The 19388-nt window shown below is 56.6% G+C and carries 14 protein-coding genes and 2 pseudogenes; 8 read left to right on the plus strand and 8 right to left on the minus strand.

Translation table 11 applies throughout. The annotated features are described in order from the left end of the window. Nucleotides 1-134: 134 nt before the first annotated feature. The gene (locus tag AC1Q6I_RS28035) at nt 135-2828 is read right to left on the minus strand and encodes a hypothetical protein (protein WP_102624534.1); all 2694 of its coding nucleotides are present in this window, start codon (nt 2826-2828) and stop codon (nt 135-137) included. 240 nt (nt 2829-3068) lie between these two features. Here AC1Q6I_RS28035 and istA point away from each other — a divergent pair. Then, nucleotides 3069-3732: pseudogene (gene istA, locus AC1Q6I_RS28040) on the plus strand (IS21 family transposase); the annotation flags it as partial. A 94-nt stretch (nt 3733-3826) separates the two neighbouring features. Here the strand turns inward: istA and AC1Q6I_RS28045 are convergent. From AC1Q6I_RS28045 to AC1Q6I_RS28055, 3 genes are all read right to left on the minus strand, one after another. Then, nucleotides 3827-5578 (minus strand): UvrD-helicase domain-containing protein, encoded by a 1752-nt coding sequence (locus tag AC1Q6I_RS28045; protein WP_102624544.1) that lies wholly within the window; start codon nt 5576-5578, stop codon nt 3827-3829. After that, complete coding sequence (locus AC1Q6I_RS28050; RefSeq protein ID WP_102624532.1) at nt 5578-7482, minus strand: ATP-dependent nuclease; 1905 nt, start codon at nt 7480-7482, stop codon at nt 5578-5580. The genes AC1Q6I_RS28045 and AC1Q6I_RS28050 overlap by 1 nt, the downstream gene beginning before the upstream one ends. Nucleotides 7483-7684: 202 nt before the next feature. Beyond that, nucleotides 7685-8668 carry a 5'-nucleotidase gene (locus tag AC1Q6I_RS28055; RefSeq protein ID WP_173903821.1) on the minus strand — a complete coding sequence of 328 codons (984 nt, stop codon included), beginning with the start codon at nt 8666-8668 and terminating at the stop codon, nt 7685-7687. A gap of 302 nt (nt 8669-8970) precedes the next feature. Here AC1Q6I_RS28055 and AC1Q6I_RS28060 point away from each other — a divergent pair, with 302 nt between their 5' ends. Both AC1Q6I_RS28060 and AC1Q6I_RS28065 read left to right on the plus strand, forming a co-directional pair. Beyond that, nucleotides 8971-9261: a type II toxin-antitoxin system ParD family antitoxin gene (locus tag AC1Q6I_RS28060; protein WP_057010991.1), complete on the plus strand. Its 291-nt coding sequence runs from the start codon at nt 8971-8973 to the stop codon at nt 9259-9261. A gap of 2 nt (nt 9262-9263) precedes the next feature. Then, nucleotides 9264-9620 (plus strand): type II toxin-antitoxin system RelE/ParE family toxin, encoded by a 357-nt coding sequence (locus AC1Q6I_RS28065; RefSeq protein ID WP_102624531.1) that lies wholly within the window; start codon nt 9264-9266, stop codon nt 9618-9620. 521 nt (nt 9621-10141) lie between these two features. Here AC1Q6I_RS28065 and AC1Q6I_RS28070 read toward each other — a convergent pair. After that, a complete protein-coding gene (locus tag AC1Q6I_RS28070; RefSeq protein WP_024075610.1) occupies nt 10142-10582 on the minus strand; it encodes a hotdog fold domain-containing protein in 441 nt (146 codons plus the stop codon). Nucleotides 10583-10744: 162 nt separating this feature from the next. Here AC1Q6I_RS28070 and AC1Q6I_RS28075 point away from each other — a divergent pair, with 162 nt between their 5' ends. Beyond that, nucleotides 10745-11365: a TetR/AcrR family transcriptional regulator gene (locus AC1Q6I_RS28075; RefSeq protein WP_069075952.1), complete on the plus strand. Its 621-nt coding sequence runs from the start codon at nt 10745-10747 to the stop codon at nt 11363-11365. 6 nt (nt 11366-11371) lie between these two features. On the opposite strand, the gene AC1Q6I_RS28080 is transcribed toward AC1Q6I_RS28075, so the two are convergent. Continuing rightward, entirely contained in the window at nt 11372-12166 is a 795-nt protein-coding gene (locus AC1Q6I_RS28080; RefSeq protein ID WP_102624530.1) for an SDR family NAD(P)-dependent oxidoreductase, read from the minus strand. A 395-nt stretch (nt 12167-12561) separates the two neighbouring features. Here AC1Q6I_RS28080 and AC1Q6I_RS28085 point away from each other — a divergent pair, with 395 nt between their 5' ends. The 4 genes from AC1Q6I_RS28085 (at nt 12562) to AC1Q6I_RS28100 (ending at nt 17611) form a co-directional block, all read left to right on the plus strand. Then, a complete protein-coding gene (locus AC1Q6I_RS28085; protein WP_024075613.1) occupies nt 12562-13497 on the plus strand; it encodes a LysR family transcriptional regulator in 936 nt (311 codons plus the stop codon). Nucleotides 13498-13669: 172 nt separating this feature from the next. Next, complete coding sequence (tcuA, locus tag AC1Q6I_RS28090) at nt 13670-15121, plus strand: FAD-dependent tricarballylate dehydrogenase TcuA (RefSeq protein WP_102624529.1); 1452 nt, start codon at nt 13670-13672, stop codon at nt 15119-15121. After that, nucleotides 15108-16265 (plus strand): tricarballylate utilization 4Fe-4S protein TcuB, encoded by a 1158-nt coding sequence (tcuB, locus tag AC1Q6I_RS28095; protein WP_102624528.1) that lies wholly within the window; start codon nt 15108-15110, stop codon nt 16263-16265. The genes tcuA and tcuB overlap by 14 nt, the downstream gene beginning before the upstream one ends. A gap of 47 nt (nt 16266-16312) precedes the next feature. Then, entirely contained in the window at nt 16313-17611 is a 1299-nt protein-coding gene (locus AC1Q6I_RS28100) for an MFS transporter (RefSeq protein WP_069075948.1), read from the plus strand. Between the two features lie 96 nt (nt 17612-17707). Here AC1Q6I_RS28100 and AC1Q6I_RS28105 read toward each other — a convergent pair whose 3' ends face one another. Together AC1Q6I_RS28105 and AC1Q6I_RS28110 are read right to left on the minus strand one after the other, a co-directional pair. Continuing rightward, nucleotides 17708-18529 carry a methyl-accepting chemotaxis protein gene (locus AC1Q6I_RS28105; RefSeq protein ID WP_370694641.1) on the minus strand — a complete coding sequence of 274 codons (822 nt, stop codon included), beginning with the start codon at nt 18527-18529 and terminating at the stop codon, nt 17708-17710. A 36-nt stretch (nt 18530-18565) separates the two neighbouring features. Beyond that, a pseudogene (locus tag AC1Q6I_RS28110) lies at nt 18566-19384 on the minus strand (cache domain-containing protein); the annotation flags it as partial. Between the last annotated feature and the right edge of the window lie 4 nt (nt 19385-19388).

Below are 19388 nucleotides of genomic sequence, written 5' to 3' on the forward strand. Positions count from 1 at the left end.
GTTGACCAGGATCTAGACGGGCCACCATCGACAAGCAGATGGTAGGGCCGATCATCCCTGCCGTAGCTGACCAGCAATGAGTCACCGTGTGCAACTTGAAATGCTCTGACACGAAACATGACAACTCCCTGAATTCATTCTCTGCCGAGCACAATGTCGGCGTCCCCAAACGCGACGACTGCCATCCCCAAAGCGAGCCCTTCGGCCAGCAGTTGTCGCCTCATTGCACTGATGACCTCACCGACAAAGGCGGATCTGTGCGATACGGCTGCCTTTTGGAGGAGAATTGCCAAATCACGAGCCACGCGATTTGCATGACGGCCAAGCACCCCAGTCATCGCAGCAACAACAACACGAGCGCCCTTTGTCTGAAGGACCAGGGGCAAGCTGCTCCCAGGAAGATCTCCAACACCTGTAGAGCAGCCAATAGCGATAACCACCGGCGCATTACCGACATGCTGAACACCGATCGCCCCCAAATTGAGGCCAACATTTTCGCCAACGTACATGGCCTTTTTTTCCAAGTGAACCAGCAACACCAGCATTAACGGAGAATCCATCTCAAGCCCGGCCTGCCAGCTTGTCCAATCGGAAATTTTTCTTACGCCAAGTGCTTTTTCAATATTAGCAACTCGCACAATTTCATGATGCTTGGTATCGGAGTCTCTGAAGTCATCAGCCTTATCACTGGCGGCGAACGCAATTGTCGATAAATCGTCGATTCGATGTCGCTTTGACTTATAGTCTCCTGGTGCGCCCCACAAGCGAGGATCCTGCCCAGCTTTCCATGTATGTCGCTCAACAACACCTGAAATGCCCAAAAATCCCATTGGGCACAGCTGTTCGCCTGCTTCGCGAATATGACAGCCAGTGATTGCCCTCCCCTCTTTCAAACACCCGGCACTCTCAGTGCAGAGCACTGCATCAGGCGACCCAGGTATTTTTCCGTCATAGAGGTACTCGATCGGAAAAAAAACGTCACTTTGCGTTACCAACTGAACACGAGCTTCGTTGCCAGGCCAAGCAGGAACGATTGATCGTATGTGGTTCTGGAGCAGTACGCCGCTGTTAGCCAATTCAACCATCAATGGTGACAGCAGAGCATTTGGGTTAGCGACAGCTCGCTCAAGCGTCCGCAGCAAGTCATTACGTGCATCTGCAATACCACTCAGAGAGAGAGGGCAAAAGTGGGCTTCACCGCCCTCATCAATAATGGTTGCGCTCGGTTGATTCCCTAGGCTGTCATTGATCAACAATGCGGCGTCAAACGCTGTTTTTGCACGATGTACTGACGTAACGATATTCTCGATGAAGAAGCGAATCGTCTCACCTGGAGCAGTCTGGAGTCGGGCCGTTTGAAGAATCCGTGCCCCCTCGCTCACCAGGAAGCGAAGATCGACGGGGCCATTGCCACTTTCACGAACGAATGTCGCGGCGGTAGAATCTCCAGTTCTCGACAAATCCAGCGTTTGACTCATTGGCTCACGCCCAAATTCGAACATGTGAACCTGAAGCTGCTTGCTCTGCGTGCCCCACTCCACTCGATCATCAGGAAACGATGGACGATCACCTCGGTCTCGCAACGGCGTCTTAACGCGAATGTCGACGTCGATCTCTACTACACCGTGCGTGGGCCACTCTTCAATTTCCTGCTGGTACTGCCGGGCTTGAGCATTCAGCACTCTCTCGACGGGCGGAGCAGGACGCACAACACGAGGAGTCGGTCTGTATTGTCGAGCGGCACCTGTCTCTTGGCCGAGATAATCAGTATCGCGACTAGCGGCCCCAGCCCTCGGTGAAGGTGTTTTTTCGATAATAGAGGATGATTCAGAGTCATCGCTACTGACCTGATCTGCGAGTACGGAGTCCGGCAGTGGTAAGACGCTTGCCCTGGGAGGCAGGCTTTCCTTAAGTGGCTCTAGACGGTATTCATGGCTACTCTGACGAGCTTCCACTGTCGTGGTCAGGCCTGAAAACGTACCTCGGCCAAATAGAAAAGATTGAGTAGACGAAAGAACTAATGTTCTTAAGCCTGTGCCGATCGCCGCCATTTCGATCGCGTCTGTAAATGTCTCTCCCCACTCAGCCCATGATGTGAGCATGGCTTTCAGCCAATTCGAGATGCTCTCTTCGCTGGCTTCAACGTGTACTACGCATTGCGCACTCAGGTCATCACGCAGGCTACTGACGTGAGCTAACTCATCCTCAACACTCTGTCCGTATAAAATCACCAGTCGCGCGGCTCTGGTCGTCCCAAGAGCCTGCGCGGAGGCTGCGACGACGATATCGGCAATGCGGTTATCGGGACTCCACTCCACATACCCCTGTACAGCATCCAGAAGCTGATAGGGTAGAAGATCTGGGCTCGCCACCACACCGAGCCCCCGCTGCGATCTTGTGACATCGGGAAAGCGTGGCTTGGCGTTTCGCTCCCATTCAGGAAATACGTGCCCCGGCCCCACCAGTTGCGACAGCTCAAGAGCGACCTGACCAATTATCTGAGCACCATCCGGCCAGCCCCAAACCGCTCTCATCACCTTGATTTTTTGTGGTGCTTGCCTATTCAACTGGTAGAAAGCTCTCCCAAGTATAACTGCCCGCTGCGAGTCGACCCACTGATCGGCGTCCATCACACTTGAGTCCCCTCCCCACTTAACAGGACCCTGCCCTGCCGCGGCTCGCTCCAGGGAGGCCTGAGTTTTGAGTGGTTCCTCCCACCAGGCCCAATCGTCCCTTTCAATCAGAATGCCGAGCGCCGCTCGTGCTGCTGGTCCAAGATGAGCCTCCTCTTCGCCCAGCCACTGGACATCTCTTTGATTCCTATCCATCTCTCAATCCCTACTACCTAGATTTTCATCCTGAATGATCGGCGCAAGCTGCTTTGAAACTTGGCCTGCGAAGATAGCGTGTATTAGTAGCAATACGCCACTCGAACGAAAACATGCACTAGGCGTGTTGCCGCTGACCGAAAAATGACCCGGTAGAGGCTGTTCTGCCGACTGAAAACTGACCCAGGTGTTCAACTGCTTCTGCTCACTTTTCGAGCAGGAAAACCTAGGGTGATCAGCATGGAGATGTTGGGGAAAATCCGGCGGATGTACTTCCGCGACAAGCTCTCGCTGCATCAGATAGCCAAGCGTACCGGGCTGTCGAGAAACACCATCCGAAAGTGGGTCAGAGAGCCCGAAGCCACTCAACCGGCGTACCAGCGGTGCGCAATCTTCAATCAACTCAGCCCATTCCACGACATGCTAGAACACGCGCTGAAAGCCGATTCGTTCCGGGCAAAGCACAACCGCAGAAGCGCCAAAGCACTTTTCGAACAGATCATGACCGAGGATTATGACGGCTACAGCTAGCTCAGCGCATTTGTACGCTCTTGGCAAGGCGAGCAAGGCAAGTCTTTACGCGCTTTTGTACCGCTGACTTTTGCCTTGGGTGAGGCCTTTCAATTTGATTGGAGCGAAGAAGGTCTGCTGATCGGCGGCCTGTTTCGACGCATCCAGGTCTCCCGCATGAAGCTGTGCGCCAGTCGTGCGTTCTGGTTGCCCAGCCAAGGCCGCGAGATGTGGTTCGATGCCCATACCCGCTCTTTGGGCGCTAGGCGGAGTGCCGCGTCGCGGCATTTACGACAACATGAAAACGGCTGTCAACAAAGTCAAAGGTCGCACGGTCAATGCCTGGTTTGCTGTCATGTGTGCCCACCACTTGTTCGATCCGGACTTCTGCAACACCATCAGAATATCTGCAGCTATAAATGAAACCTTGGACCAGCGTCTTAGAGCGCTTGCCAAACTGCCAGCGCTCTATTTTTCCCGAATATTGTTTAGGCGAATTCAAAGCCCAGCGCAGTGAGCACTTCTGCCTGCGCAGGTTTGAGCTTTTTCACCGCCCAGATGAGCAAGTGGCGCGGCCGTGAACTCGCCACATACGCAAACCTGGCCGCCTCAGAGGTTGGATCTTTCAGCCAGTCCTGCCAATGAGATTGGTGCACACCGCCCTGACGCGAGGAAACCACCACGGTTGCATCATGAGTTTCGCCTTTGACTTGGTGAATGGTCTCGTAGCGCAATTGATCAACTGAGTGCTGCTGATCCACACCTTGAGCGAGCCGAATCGAAAGCAGTTGTTTCCCCTGGCGTGCGGGGGCTTTCAAGCTCAAGGTCCTGAGTGCACCCAGCTCATCTTCGATCTCAGGTAACGCGAATGGTTGATCGGGAATCTGTTGTATGGCTTGTTTCGCCACCGACGCCCATTGTGTCCAGGTCAAATCGACATTGGCCACGCCGCCGGCAATCAGAAACTTCAGGCACTCATGCACAAATCTACGCCAGGCTAGCTTGGATTCGACCGCGACCGGGCAGTAAGGGCCCGCTCGGGTCACCTGCAGCTTGAGTTTATCTGCGAGCCATTGCGCAAAAAGGTTCACTGAAATTTTGAGCTCCTTCAGGCTTCCACTGCCGGCCGCAACACATGCCAGTGCAAGCGTTTCAGTACCGCTAAACGTTTCCCCCTTGCGAAAGCGCTGAAGAGTGGTGTGCCCGCGAGCAACCACGACGATTCTTTTGTATCCCCGAGTAAGTTCAATGATCCTTGGTAACAGTTCGGACGGGCAGTTCGTGTATTCCAGAAGCCTAGGCTTGAGAGAGGCAATTTCCGGATTACCCGTCACCCGTTCGATACCCAGTAAATTGCTGCTGAGATCCACAATGGCCTGTCCGCTTCTCCAATTGGTCGTAAGTGCATGCTCTGTGAACGCGAGCTCATCAAGCAAGGCCCTGACCCTGTCAGGGTTCGACTTTCTGAACCCGTAAATCGATTGATTCAGGTCGCCCACAAAATGAAATTTAACCCCTAGAGCGCTGAGCTTTTTGATGATGCGCATCTGTTCGACTGAAAGGTCTTGGCACTCGTCTACCACTACAACAGGGAACCTGCGTGCAAGGCGCGCGAAATACGCCTGCAGCTGCGGCTTCTTCAGCGCAGACAAAGCCAACATATCGACGTCGCCGTATGTGGCAAAGCCTCCTTTCCAGAACCGCTTCTTTGTTTCGATCAAGTCGCTCCGCACATTGTCACTGATGCGGGCAGCATTGAGCTGTACATCCAGGGTTCGCTCCCCAGTCGAAAAAATGAAGCTCGCTGAATCCAAGTCATAATCGTACTTACACGCAGAAATCCAACGGTCACAGATGCTGTTGCGGGTACGAAAAATGTCCGCCTTGTTTTCCAGAATTCTTATCCGAAAGTCACCGTTTCTGCCTGGATACTCGGTCACTTTGCTGGCGATATTGGCCACGAGGCGCGACAACACAAAACTGTCGAAAGTCGACACCGCGTGAGGGAATGCGAGAGGCTCTCCCAGGTAGGTTCTCAGTCTGGTCTTGAGCTCATCCGTTGCGCTATTGGAGAAAGTGAGTACAGCTATTCCCGATGGAAATCGTGTCCACTCCTTGACGACCTTGGACACCATGGCGGCCACCACCTCAGTCTTGCCGCTACCCGGACAAGCTCTCAGATACACATGTTGATCAAGTGGCGCGTTGATGTAATTCCTCTGTTCGTCGGTCAGTGAAATCATCGAGCTTGCCCGTCCTCAATCCCGCACGCCCATAGAATGGCGGAACGGATATAGTCGGGCACGAAAAAATCATCCTCCAGCGCTAACAGAGCATCTGCGAAGGCCTGAGCGTACAACCCTTTTCCAATTTCTTTAGAGTCGATGCGATCAAGCAAATCCGCCGCGTACCCTGCTCTGCGTTCGCTTGTCATAGCCACGAAATCAAGCTCCGCGTCAGCTCTTAAGGTCGGGACGACTGTGCCGTCCTGCACTGGCCAAAGATCGGCTGCGACGGCGAGCATCGTCTTGAGATTAGCTCCCTCTAGCGCCAAGTCATATTCAAATGTTTTGTACTGGCCGGCAAACAGTCGGGCATACTGGGATTCAGCAATCGTAGGAATCAGCGTCAGCGCGTGATTGCTGCCTACCTGGAAATCGCCAGCATGCGGAAGGTAACGGACTGTCGTTTTTGCCCCCTCACCATCCTCTATGATGAAAGTTTTCGGTGGATCATTGTCGGTCAACCCAGCGCACCGCACCGGAACATTCTGACCAGTGCTCTCGTCGCTCACGTCGCAGAACAGTTGCATGAAATGCTTGAAGTAAATTCCGCCGAGGTTGATGACCGAGGCACCGTAATCATCCAAGGTGTCTCTGCCCTCTCCATATTGGCGCAAAACGATGCGTGCCAGTTCTGGTATGACGATCGCCTCGGCGATGCCCTCCACCAAAATTGCACCTTTGGAAAAGAGCAGATTTGACTTCGTCACATCCAGCCAGCGATCTACAAATCGTCGACTCTGGTCATTTAGTCCGCATGTCCTCAGTGGTACGGCCACAGGTGTGTCGGCGTTGGAGATATGGATGATCTGGTCGACTGACACCGCCGACGATATAACCGTCGAATGCGTCGTGATGATGACCTGTATTCCCTGCTCTTCGGCTACTGCGCTAAGGTGCCTTAGCAGACGTATCTGAAGCTGCGGGTGCAGATGGGCCTCCGGCTCCTCGATCAACAAGAGACGTAAGTAGGTCTCCTCACCTCGCTCCACCTCAACTTCCAGAGTTAACTCTGCCAAGATCGAGGCTATGTACAGAAGGTTGTTGTATCCGAGACTGTTCTCTTCCAACGACCGGAACTGAGACGATTGGGCTTCGGCGAGGTTCGGAAAGTAAAGCAGCCGCAGGCCCTCAACGATGCGCGAAAAGCTAACCTCGGAGAATTGGATCAGTGTGCTCTGGGAAAGATGCATGCCCAGCGCGGATTTAAGGCTTTCCCCTATTCGGCGGTTGGCCGCTTTGATTGCGTAGTCGTCGCTCTCCGACAACTCTTGGTTGAACTCGCCCACTCGTTTTTCCAGGGGGTGAGGCACACCCTCCTTGCGGGCCGTATCCAACTCCCTGCGGCAGAGCGCTTTCAACAACCTCGCTAATCGTGACTGACGACCATCACGCAGCTTGTTTTCTGCATCCCGCAACGGGGGAAGATAGATGCAATGGATGAGATCAAGCGTCTCCGTATCCAGAGCGGTGGTGTATTCGTGGCCGCCATAGGTATGGTGTTTGAACCGACCACGAGACTCCACATTGATCGCCGTAAAAGTGAGCTTCGCGTCGTCGTGGTCCCCACACCAATCCTCGAACGCAACAACGTCATTTTCATCCAAGCCAGAAAACGATGCTTGAATCTCAATTCTTTGCGCCGCTAGAGCACCAGGCTCAAAACCTCGATGAAAGTCACGTTCATTGATCACACGTTTACCAGATTCAGAGTCGTTGAATAGCTGCCGTAACGCGGCAATAACGCCCGTCTTGCCGGCTCCATTCTCACCGACCAAGACGTTAAGGCCGTCCTGGAATTCGATGGTGAAAGGATCACCGAAGCACTTGAAACCACTGATACCCAATGTTCGTAGGTACATGAGAGTCCTTTCTTCCTCTATCCGACGTATTCGTTATTGGAGCGTAACGCTAAGCCAAAAATGCATGCTAGGCCTTCAAGACGCTAATAGCCCGGCGAATTGGCTTGTGCTCAATCTTTGGCAAATATAGGCCGTGTTATCGGTTTTTCGCAGCACAGAACCGATACGAATTCCTGTGGTACTACGCGCTCAAGCCACCGTGTTACACCACCTGCTGGACCTGATCCGCTTCAGGCTCTAGCGCATCCACAGTAGCGACATGGTTGGTGATGCCGAAAGGAATGTGCACGGATGGAGCAACTGCGCTAGTCGATTTAAGGTGCCCTGATTGGTCATCGAAAAAGATGTGTGGTTTCAATACACCTAAAATTTTTCCTTTCTCGATGCCGCCTAGGAAGAATGCGTCATTGGCCATGACACCCCAACTCTTGAGTGTATTCATCGCACGCTCATGAGACGGAGCATTGCGGGCTGTGACGATCGAGACGCGTATGCGGTTTTCGTATTCAGGATTGAGCTTTTTGTGCTTCTCCTCGACCGACTGGATTTTGGATATCCGCACCATGAATTCCTTCAGCGGCCCAGGGTTATGGGGCTGCATGACATTCTTCACTTCGTGCGCATGGAATTCAGACAATCCAGAGGCCTGCATGATTGTTTCGGACTCATCGCCAGCGAGCACGCCGTCAAAGTCGAATGCGATGCGTAGGGTTTTATCAGTCTCGTCGTCTTCAAATTTTGAATCGAGAACCTGGCCAGCCGGGTACCCGGCCCTGATAGCCGCTTCCACGTCTTTTTTGTCACCCGACAAAAATAAAGCGATATTCAGTGCTGGTATGTATTCATAAGGAGATTTTCCCTGCATGAAAATCGCCCTTGTCATCCCAAGCCCATAGTGCTCGATAGTCTTCAGTACGCGCAGCCCAGTGTCGGGATCATTGCGCGAAAGAAGTATCACCTCGACGAGCGGATCCGTAGGATCGACGCTCAGGTCATTCACTGACAGTAAACGCTTGATGAAGGGGAACGCTATCCCCTTAGGAAGCGGGACGTGCAGATTGTCTTGCTGAAACTTGCGGTATTCCTCCTCCCCCTGACTCTGAAACACTGCGTCCGATGCCAGCAAATCAAACACAGCGCTGGAAGCGACGCCGATCACTAGGCGATTTTCTAACTCGTAGGGCATTGGAACCTCTCTTGATGCCTCTAAACGCAAATATTGATGGGCATCGAACATGCCGATCGATTTCAGGGCGGATCGAGAAGCACACATCGCGCGCCTCCTCCCACGCACAGTCAGGCATATCAATCTTCAAATCAATCTGCCGGTTGCTTTCATTATGGGAGGATGACTTTGAACCTTGCTGATTGGCGCCAAGTCAGCCGTCACCTGATCGCCGGATGTCGGCCCCAAGCTATTCTCCAGAGCGAAATTGGCATAATATGCCAACATCAAAAGTATCTGTTTGCATAGAACTGGAGCTAGTTATGGCGACGCGAAACGTTGTGCTCACCCCTCACCAGGACCAGGTTATCCATGACTTGGTGCAGTCCGGCCGTTATCAGAATGCCAGCGAAGTGATGCGAGAAGGTTTACGTTTATTGGAGCAGCGCGTCGCCGAAGACACCGCCAAAATTGAGGCACTGCGTCAGGCGACCTCGATCGGCATCATGGATCTTGAGCACGGGCGCTTTACTCAGGTAAACGAGGGTGATCTGGAGCACTACCTCGAGAGCTTGAGCCTGGAGGCAACCCTCCCTGCGAGAGAGAAACACTGAGCATGCCGCAGTATCGGATCTCCAACCCGGCTCGTGCCGACATTGTCGACATCCTTAGGCTCTCCCAGACGCAGTTCGGCGATCAAGCACGCCAGCGCTACCAGGCGCTGATCCTCGCGGCGCTGCAAGCGCTTGCCCACACGCCTTATCGCATTGGCAGCCACGACCGCGATGAACTTGCACCGGGCCTTCGCAGCTATCACCTCATCTATTCACGCCAGCAGGCCAAACAAACCCATGGAACGGTCAAAAGCCCACGCCATATCGTGTTCTATCGTGTGACAAACGACGACGTGATCGAGGTCGTCAGACTCCTTCATGACGCCATGGAAGTGCAGTTGCACTTGCCTAACGACTGATCAGCGACCTGGCCCAACGGCTTAACTGGCCAGGAATAGCGAAGTCCGTCGGAGATCGCCATTTGCGATCACTCGCACACTCGGTATGAATGGGGGCAAAAGTGGGGGCAAACAAAAGTGTTATCGACCTGAAAACATTGTCCCAAAGCCAAGTCAAAATGTTCTTTGGAGACCCCGATAGCCTGTAATGGCACCCCATAAAATTCAACAAACTGTTTTATAACAATTACTTAGCGGCAATTAGTGTCTACTGCCTTCTGTCTGAATCCAATGAATTCCAAGACTTACGAGGGCATAGCCAGGGACAAATTTCGACTTTAAAAAAACGCTGCCCCGCTAATTTGAGGTCCTCATCCCGGAACGGCCCGTCAGGACGTTCCAAACGAAAAGCCGCAATTGACTGCACATTCGATCACACCGCAAGTGACCCCTTATTGGTACGACCGCCCGATGTCGTTCACATCGCGTTGCCTAACCCCGACCCGCCGCTCCTGCCTGGAACGGCGGGTAACCCAGGCGATCTAGCCGACTTTCACATTCATGGTGATGCGTGCCGTAAAGACCTTCACCCCGGCCTCGTCGAAGATATCGACCGGAACAATCTTGTCGCCCGAGGTCTGCCAGTCGATTTCACTACCGTCGGCAATCGCGTGGATGGACGTTTTGGCCTTGGCCAAATATTCGACGCTCATGCCTTTAGGAATCCAGCGAGCGCCGCTGGGGATGGACACTTCGGTCATCATGCCGCCCGCCAGTTCTGCCGCGTTGCACAGCGCGATAGCGTGAACGGACGCCAGGTGATTGGTGATTTCCTTGCGAAACGGCACCTTCACTTCACCGCGGCCGGGGGCCAATACAGAAATTTCCGGGTTGATGGTGCCGAAGTACGGTGCCATCTGGCAGGCCATATTGCTGAAAGCGGACGGACCAACGCTTTGGTACATGCTGAGAGTCTGGCTCATGGGATATCTCGGGTCAGGTGGCTGGAGTCGTGGACAGAACATTACTCAATTACAGAATATTGCTCTGTTACAGAACGATATTCTGTAAATGCTCAGCCTGTCAATCTCTCGTGCCAAGCCTCGGTTTCAATTACCATGGCCCCTTTTTGCCTGGGCCGAAAAATGGAACCTGTCGATCTCCTCGAACGCTGCTACCCAGGCCGTCGTGCCGAGTCCAAGCGGCACATCCTTCGATGTGCCCTGGCGCTGTTCAACCAGCAGGGCATTGAAGCGACCACCATCGACATCATCCGTGCCGAAAGCCAGATGAGCGTGGGGGCCATTTATCATCATTTCGAGAACAAGGAAGGCTTGGTCGCGGCGTTGTACATGACCGCCCTGGACGATCAGGCGCGCCTCAGGGACAGCTACCTTGCCGCTGTGACGTCGACCAAGGAATGGGTGCATGCTCTGGTGTTCAGCTACGTGGATTGGGTGGTCAGCCAACCCGATTGGGCGCGCTTCCAGTACCAGGCGCGCTTTGCGGTTGCCCGCAGCAGCTTCAACGAGCGGCTCGCCGAGGCGAATCTCGCCAGGAACGCCGCACTCAAGAAGTGGTTCAGCGACCCGGCCCACCGGCAGAATTTGCAGGCCCTGCCCTCCGAGCTGATACCGTCACTGATCATCGGTTCGGCGGAGAGCTACTGCCGCGCCTGGCTCTCTGGCCGCGTCCAACGCAACCCTGGGCTCTTGCGGCAGCAGCTTGCAGATGCGGCCTGGCGCGCAGTAGGACGTGAGGACTAAAGGCCGTCAGACAATATCGTCTACCACACCACCGTCGACTCTGAGCGCAGCGCCAGTGGTGGCTGATGCTTGCGTCGAGCAGACATAAACGATCATGTTGGCCACTTCTTCCACGCTGGATGCGCGCTGGATGATCGAGCTTGGGCGACGTTGCATGACGAACTCGGTGACCACCGACTCAAGGGATTTCCCGCTGCGCTCGACCTCGCCCTTCATCATTTCAGCGACGCCGTCGGACAGCGTTGGCCCAGGCAGCACGCTATTGACGGTCACGCCACTGCCCGCGACACGTTTGGCCAAGCCACGCGCCAATGCCAATTGGGCGGTCTTGGAGACGCCGTAGTGGATCATGTCTGCGGGAATATTGCGGGCGGACTCGGAAGCAACGAACACCACCCGCCCCCACCCGCGCGCAACCATGGCCGGCAGCAGCGCACGGCTCAAGCGCACGCCCGACATCACGTTGGTGTGCCAATAGCGGTCCCAAACGTCATCGCCGGTCTCAAAGAAGTCCTGAGGCCCATAGATGCCTGCATTGTTCACCAGGATGTCGATATCACTGACACCGGCCAGCAAGGTGGCGACACCTTCGGCAGTGCTCAGGTCTGCGGCCACACCGCTGACACTCGCATCGGGCACTGCCAACAGCAAACGCACTACCGCCTCGTTCACCGAACGCTCACTGCGGCCGTTGATAACAACGGCAGCGCCCGCTTCGGCAAGCCCTTTGACCACTGCAAAACCAATGCCGCCCGTCGAGGCGGTAACCAGTGCGCGTTTAGCCTTCAACTGAATATTCATGATTTCTCCGTCAGGCATGGACGGGCTTTTATGCCCGCCATCAGTTCCAACCGTTATGTGAAACAAAGCGACCCCTGTATGGCTTAGCCGCTCCTGGATAAATGTCAATTCAGGTGGGTGAGCCACGAAACTCGGGGCTGAGGGGCTGCGAGAGAAACTATTACTTTGCCATCAGTGGCCGCGAGCATAGTCTGAACGTGCCCGCTTCGCGCTCGGTCGTGGAGAATGTCAGCCAACTGAGCGACCGGCAGGCTCACGCCGCGAGCCGCGCCCACTCCATACCGCCAATTCCAGAAACGGCACGTCACCTTTATCATCGCGCGGCGCGGAGTGGTTGGATGTCTCTTCCCCACCGTCACCTGGACCGGTATCAATTTGAAATGGAGCCGTAACGCTTGGAACTAAGACAACTGCGCTATTTCGTAAAAATTGTCGAGCACGGCAGCCTGGGGCGTGCAGCCCTCGAATTGGACGTGGGGGTATCGGCGCTGAGCCAGCAAATCGCCAAACTTGAAAGCGAACTCTCGACTCGCCTGCTGAACCGCTCGACCACCGGTGTCACACCGACCCCTGCCGGAATGGCCTTCCTGCACCCTGCCCAGCTGTGCCTGCGGCAAGCAGACAATGCGATCCTCGCCGCGCACCGTGGGCGGATGAGTGGCTACGTGACCGTTGGATTACCGCCCACGACGGCCACGGTACTTGCCCTGCCATTGATCAGTGCGATGCGGGCGCGTTATCCGGATATTCAATTGCACCTGATTGAGATGCTGTCCGGGCACCTGGCCACACAGCTGAATGCCCGCCAAATCGATCTGGCCGTCCTGTTTCAACTCGAAGGCGGCAAGCGCTGGAGCGTGACGCCTTTGCTTGACGAGAAACTATTTGTCATCTGCTCGCCACACCTCCCTGATGCGCCCCAAGGCCCCCGTGTGCAAATGGCCGACCTGGGGCAACTTCCCCTGGTGATGCCCAGCGCGCAACACGGTTTGCGCTCAACGCTGATGGCGGCCTTTGAACGGTCGGGGTTGACGCCCAACATCATCATGGAAGTGGATGGCCTGGCCGTGTTGATGAACGCTGTACGCGCGGGTCACGCCGCGACCATCCAGCCCGGCGCCGCGGTGGCGCTCAAAGGTGAATCGGGGCTTTCGGTGGTGGAAATCGCCGATGCTCACGTGGGTCGACGAAACCTGTTGGCGACACTGCCGGATGATGAGCTGGCGCCCGCCGCACTGGCCGCGCGACGGGTCATCACCGACGTGGCGCGACAGCTGGTCATGGATCGGCAATGGCCCGGCGCCTCGTGGATCGAAGACATCACACCCTGATCTCAAGCGCCCCCCCTCTTATCTTTCACGGCATGCGCTAACCCGCAAAGCCTTTACGAAAACTAAACACCCCAACCGATAACGCGCCTTTCGACCCCACGCTCGCTGCCCTAAGGTCTCGCCACTCGCGAGGAGCCCTTCGTTCATGCCTCCTCGCGATCGAGGAGTGATGATGATCGACGTATTAGTCATTGGCGGCGGCAATGCCGCCTTGTGCGCGGCGTTAATAGCCCGAGAGGCCGGCGCCAGCGTTATGTTGCTTGAAGGTGCGCCCAAGGCCTGGCGCGGCGGCAATTCGCAACACACCCGCAACCTGCGCTGCATGCACGACGCACCGCAGGATGTATTGGTCGACGCCTACCCCGAAGAGGAGTATTGGCAGGACCTGTTGAAGGTCACCGGCGGGATGACCGACGAAAAGCTCGCGCGCCTGGTCATCCGCGCCTCATCGAACTGCCGTGACTGGATGCGCGCCCATGGTGTGCATTTTCAGCCGTCGCTGTCCGGTGCGCTGCACGTCGCGCGCACCAATGCGTTTTTCATGGGTGGCGGCAAGGCCTTGGTCAATGCGTATTACCGCAGCGCCGAGCGGTTGGGCGTGACCATCCGCTACAACGCTCAAGTGACCGACATTGAATTGAAGGATGGAACCTTCGTCGCGGCCCACTTGGGTGAACGTGAAGTGGATGGGCAACGCGTGCCCGCCGAACGTATCCAGGCCAGGACCTGCGTGCTGGCGGCGGGAGGGTTCGAATCCAACCGCGAATGGCTACGTGAAGCGTGGGGGCAAAACGCGCGCGGCGAGTGGCCTTCGGACAATTTCCTGATTCGCGGCACGCGCTTCAATACCGGCGTGCTGCTTCGGCGCATGCAGCAACTGGGCGCCGACTTTATCGGTGACCCCACCCAAGCGCACATGGTGGCCATCGACGCCCGCGCGCCCTTGTATGACGGTGGTATCTGCACCCGCATCGACTGCGTGTCGCTGGGCGTAGTGGTCAATCGCGACGGCGAACGTTTCTATGATGAAGGCGAGGATTTCTGGCCCAAGCGCTATGCGATCTGGGGTCGCCTGGTAGCGGGTCAACCCGGCCAACAAGCCTATTCGATCATCGACCAGCAGGCCGTCGGCCGTTTTATGCCGCCGGTATTTTCAGGGACCACCGCCCACTCTCTGGAAGCGTTGGCCCGCCAGTTAAACCTGCCCGTCGGGCCGTTCGTTAAAACCATCGAGGCCTACAACGCGGCCTGCCGCGTCGGCACGTTCGACCACACCGCCCTGGACGATTGCCACACCGAAGGGTTGACGCCCGCCAAAACCCATTGGGCTCGCCCCTTGATGAAACCGCCTTTCTGCGCCTACCCGCTCAAGCCAGGCGTGACGTTCACCTATTTAGGCCTCGCGACCGAAGAAACGGCCGCCGTTCACTTCAACGGCAAGGCCAGCCCGAACCTGTTTGTCGCCGGAGAAATGATGGCAGGCAACGTATTGGGCAAGGGCTATACCGCCGGTATCGGCATGGCTATTGGTACCGCATTCGGTCGCATCGCCGGTGCGCAAGCCGCCGCCGCGGCCGGCTTCATGTTCCCTTCATTCCAGGAGCCGCACCATGCAGCTGTTTGATCCCCAGGCGCCGGGCACGCTGATTCCCGTCCTCAACCTTGATGAAAGCGAAGTCCAGCGACAAATGACCGTGTGCAATGCCTGCCGCTATTGCGAAGGCTTCTGCGCGGTCTTCCCGGCCATGACCCGACGCCTGGCGTTTTCGGCGGCGGACATCCACTACCTGGCAAACCTCTGCCACAACTGCGGCGCCTGCCTGCATGCCTGCCAGTACGCCGCCCCTCATGAATTTGCTATCAATGTGCCCAAAGCCATGGCCAAAGTCCGCCTCGACACGTACGCCGAGTACGCCTGGCCGCAGGTGATGGGCACCTTATACCGGCGCAACGGGCTGACCCTGGCGCTGTCATCCGGCGCGGGGCTAGCCCTGTTTCTCTGCCTGACGCTGATGGTGATGGGCAATCTGTTCACGCCAATGCCCGGGGGGAATTTCTACGGGATCTTCCCGCATAACACCCTGGCCCTGATGTTCGGCGCAGTGTTTGGTTTCGCGGTCCTCGCGTTGACGATCGGCGTGCGGCGCTTCTGGCGCAATGTCTCGCCGGTCGATGCCTCACCCCGGCAAACAACGTCGGCGGCGCTGGAAGCGACCACCAATGTTGCCACGCTCAAGTACCTGGATGGCGGCCATGGCGAGGGCTGCAATAACGCCGACGATCAATTCACCTTGTGGCGGCGGCGCATGCACCACTTCACCTTCTACGGCTTCATGCTGTGCTTCGCCGCTACCGGTGTGGCCACGCTCTACCATTTCCTGCTGGGCTGGTCGGCGCCTTACCCCGTCCTGAGCGTGCCGGTGATGCTCGGCATCGCCGGCGGGCTCGGGCTGCTGGTTGGCCCGGCGGGGCTCTTGTGGTTGAACCTGCGCCGCAACGCCGAACAGGGCGACGAACACCAGAAACCCATGGACCGCGGCTTTATCGCGCTGCTGTTTCTCATCAGCGCCAGCGGCCTGGCGCTCCTGGCGTTTCGCGAAACCGTTGCCCTGGGCCTGTTGCTGGCGATCCATCTCGGCCTGGTCATGGCTTTTTTCCTGACCATGCCCTACAGCAAATTCGCCCACGGCATCTTCCGCAGCGCCGCGCTGCTCAAATATTCCATCGAAAAACGCCAACCCAACCCGATTAACGCCGCAAGCGACTGATCGCTAACACCGTCATTCCAAAAACAAGACTGATCACCACGGTAGCCATGATGAAAACAACAACGCAAGACACCCCGTCCAAGGGTTCAAAACTGGGCGCCATCCTGCGGGTCACCAGCGGCAATTTTCTCGAACAGTTCGACTTCTTTCTGTTCGGCTTCTACGCGACCTACATTTCCCAGACGTTCTTTCCTGCCACCAGCGAGTTCGCTTCGCTGATGATGACCTTCGCCGTATTCGGTTCCGGGTTCTTGATGCGTCCACTGGGCGCTATCGTGCTCGGGGCTTACATCGACAAGGTTGGACGGCGCAAGGGCCTGATTGTGACGCTCTCGATCATGGCCGCCGGAACAGTATTGATCGCGTTGGTACCCGGCTATGCCAGCATCGGTATCGCGGCGCCCATATTGGTGTTGTTGGGGCGGCTGTTGCAGGGCTTCTCCGCCGGCGCGGAAATGGGCGGTGTTTCAGTGTATCTGGCTGAAATCGCCACACCGGGGCGATGCGGTTTCTACACCAGTTGGCAGTCGGCCAGCCAACAGGTGGCGATCATTCTTGCGGCAGCGCTGGGTTACACCATCAACGCCTCCATGGCAGCTGCCGAGGTCGCTGCCTGGGGATGGAGGATCCCGTTCTTCATCGGTTGCGTGATTATTCCGTTCATCTTCATCATCCGCCGCTCCCTGCAGGAAACCGAGGCGTTCAAAGCGCGCCGGCATCACCCAAGTGCCAATGAAGTGTTTCGCTCCATGCGCGACAACTGGCGCACGGTGCTGGCAGGCGGTCTATTGGCGTCCATGACGACCACTACGTTCTACCTGATTACGGTCTACACCCCCACCTATGGCCGCTCCGTACTCAACCTGAGCACCACCGACAGCCTGGTCGTCACGCTCTTCGTCGGCCTGAGCAACTTCATCTGGTTGCCCATCGGCGGCACACTCTCGGACCGCATCGGCCGTCGCCCCTTATTGTTGGCGATTTCCCTGCTGTGCATATTCACCGCGTATCCGGCCATGCACTGGCTGGCCGCAGCGGCAAGTTTCGAACGGCTGCTCTGCGTACTGCTGTACTTCTCTTTCTTCTTCGGTATTTACAACGGCGCGATGGTCGCTGCGCTGACAGAGGTGATGCCGCAAAACGTAAGGGTTGTCGGGTTTTCCCTGGCCTTCAGTTTGGCGACGGCTGTATTTGGAGGGTTTACGCCTGCCGTGTCGACCATGCTCGTGCAGGCGACAGGCGATAAGGCATCGCCGGCCTACTGGCTGATGTTTGCTGCGCTGTGCGGGTTCACCGCGACGACAATCCTGTATCGCAAACAACGCGCAGTGGCCGTCAACGCGTGATGAAAGAGCGTTTTCGTTTACCCGGATAGCGCATGAAAGCAATCATCGCCTTGGCCTGCATTGACGCGTGCTGCGTGTCAATCCAGGCCCAGGCCATCAAATTTTGAACTGCCCCAGCAAACCTTGCATACGACTGCCGATGGTATACAACTCATCGACCGTCTTGACCCCCAGTTGAGTCTGGTTGGCCACCGAATCAATGGCCCGCGCGATCTGATGGACCCCACGGTTGATCTCCTCAGCCACCGAGGTCTGCTCCTCGGCGGCACTGGCGATCTGTGCGTTCATCGCATTGATCGTCGCAATCAGCTCGACAGCATTGCCCAGGAACTCACCCGCCTGATCAGCCTGCGCACTCGCGCCTTGCGCGGCTTCGGTCGATTGGTGCATCGCCTTGACCACACCGCCGGTTGCGCTATTGAGACGCTCAACCATCACCTGGATTTCCTGGGTGCTGCGTTGAGTACGACTGGCCAACGCGCGCACTTCGTCAGCAACCACCGCAAAACCGCGCCCCGCCTCACCGGCACGGGCCGCTTCAATGGCCGCATTCAGCGCAAGAAGGTTGGTCTGCTCGGCGATCGAGCGAATAACATCCAGCACAGTGACGATCGACGTCACATCGTTTTGCAGACTCGCCATGGAGACCCCACTCTCATCCAGCTCCCCCCTGAGTGCCTGCATCCGAGTAATGCTGCCATTGACGATTTGCCGCGCGTGCTGGGACTGCTTGTCGGTCTCGACGGCAGCTTCCGCAGCATTTTGCGCGCTGAGCGACACTTCCTGCGCCGCCGATGACATCTGGTTTATCGCCGCCGCCACCTGGTCGGTTTCCTGGCGCTGCTGGTCCATGGCCCGATCAATCTGCCTGCTCTGCTCGGCCACCCGACTGACCGACCCCGTCAACTGTTCGCTCATGGCGACGATCTGGCTGACAAGGCTGTGGATTTTTTCGATAAAGGCATTGAACGAACCGGCCAGTTGCCCCAGTTCGTCTCGACTGACCTGCGGTAGCCGCCGCGTCAGGTCCCCCTCCCCCGCGGCGATTTCATCAAGGTGCGCCCGAATCAAGGTCAAGGGGCCTAGACTGCGTTTGACCAGCACGAGCGCCAGCGCCCCGATAATGCCGATCAGCGCGACGGCGATAAGCACAATGCTGTACATCAGGTTGCTGATGCGCTGGTCCACGGCGGCGCGCACCTTGGCCACCTGAACTTCAATACTGTCCAGGTTGATCGCGGTGACGACGACCATGTCCCACTTGGGCAAATAAAAACTGTAAGCGAGCTTGGGCACGACTTTATCGGTGTTGACGACCCCACCTGAGTACGTGACGAAGTGGGTGTCGTTTTTTCCCGCTTCGACCATTTCACGGTTCAAGAACTTCCCGTTGATGTCTTTGCGATCACTCATATTGGTGCCGACGCCTTCGCTGCTGTCACCGCGAAACAGGCGCACAACCTGACTGTCGTAGCCGATGAAATAGCCGTCGTCGCCATACTTCACTTTGGACAAGCGGCTGATTGCCAAGGCGCGGCTGGCGAGGTCCCCGGTCGCGGCCCGATCATAGAGTTCGGCGATGGAAGTACGAGCGATGCTCGCGTAGTCCGTGAGTCGAGTGCGGCTTTCCTCGAGCAGCCGCTCGCGAGTCTGTGCGACTTCCTGCTCGGCCTGGGACTGCAACGTGCCACGGGCGCTCAAACCTAAAACAAGCGCAAACAACATCACCGGTAATAAGGTCAGCAGCAGTATTTTAGTTTTGAACGACATCATTTAT

The sequence above is a fragment of the Pseudomonas sp. MPR-R2A5 genome (genome assembly GCF_058793055.1).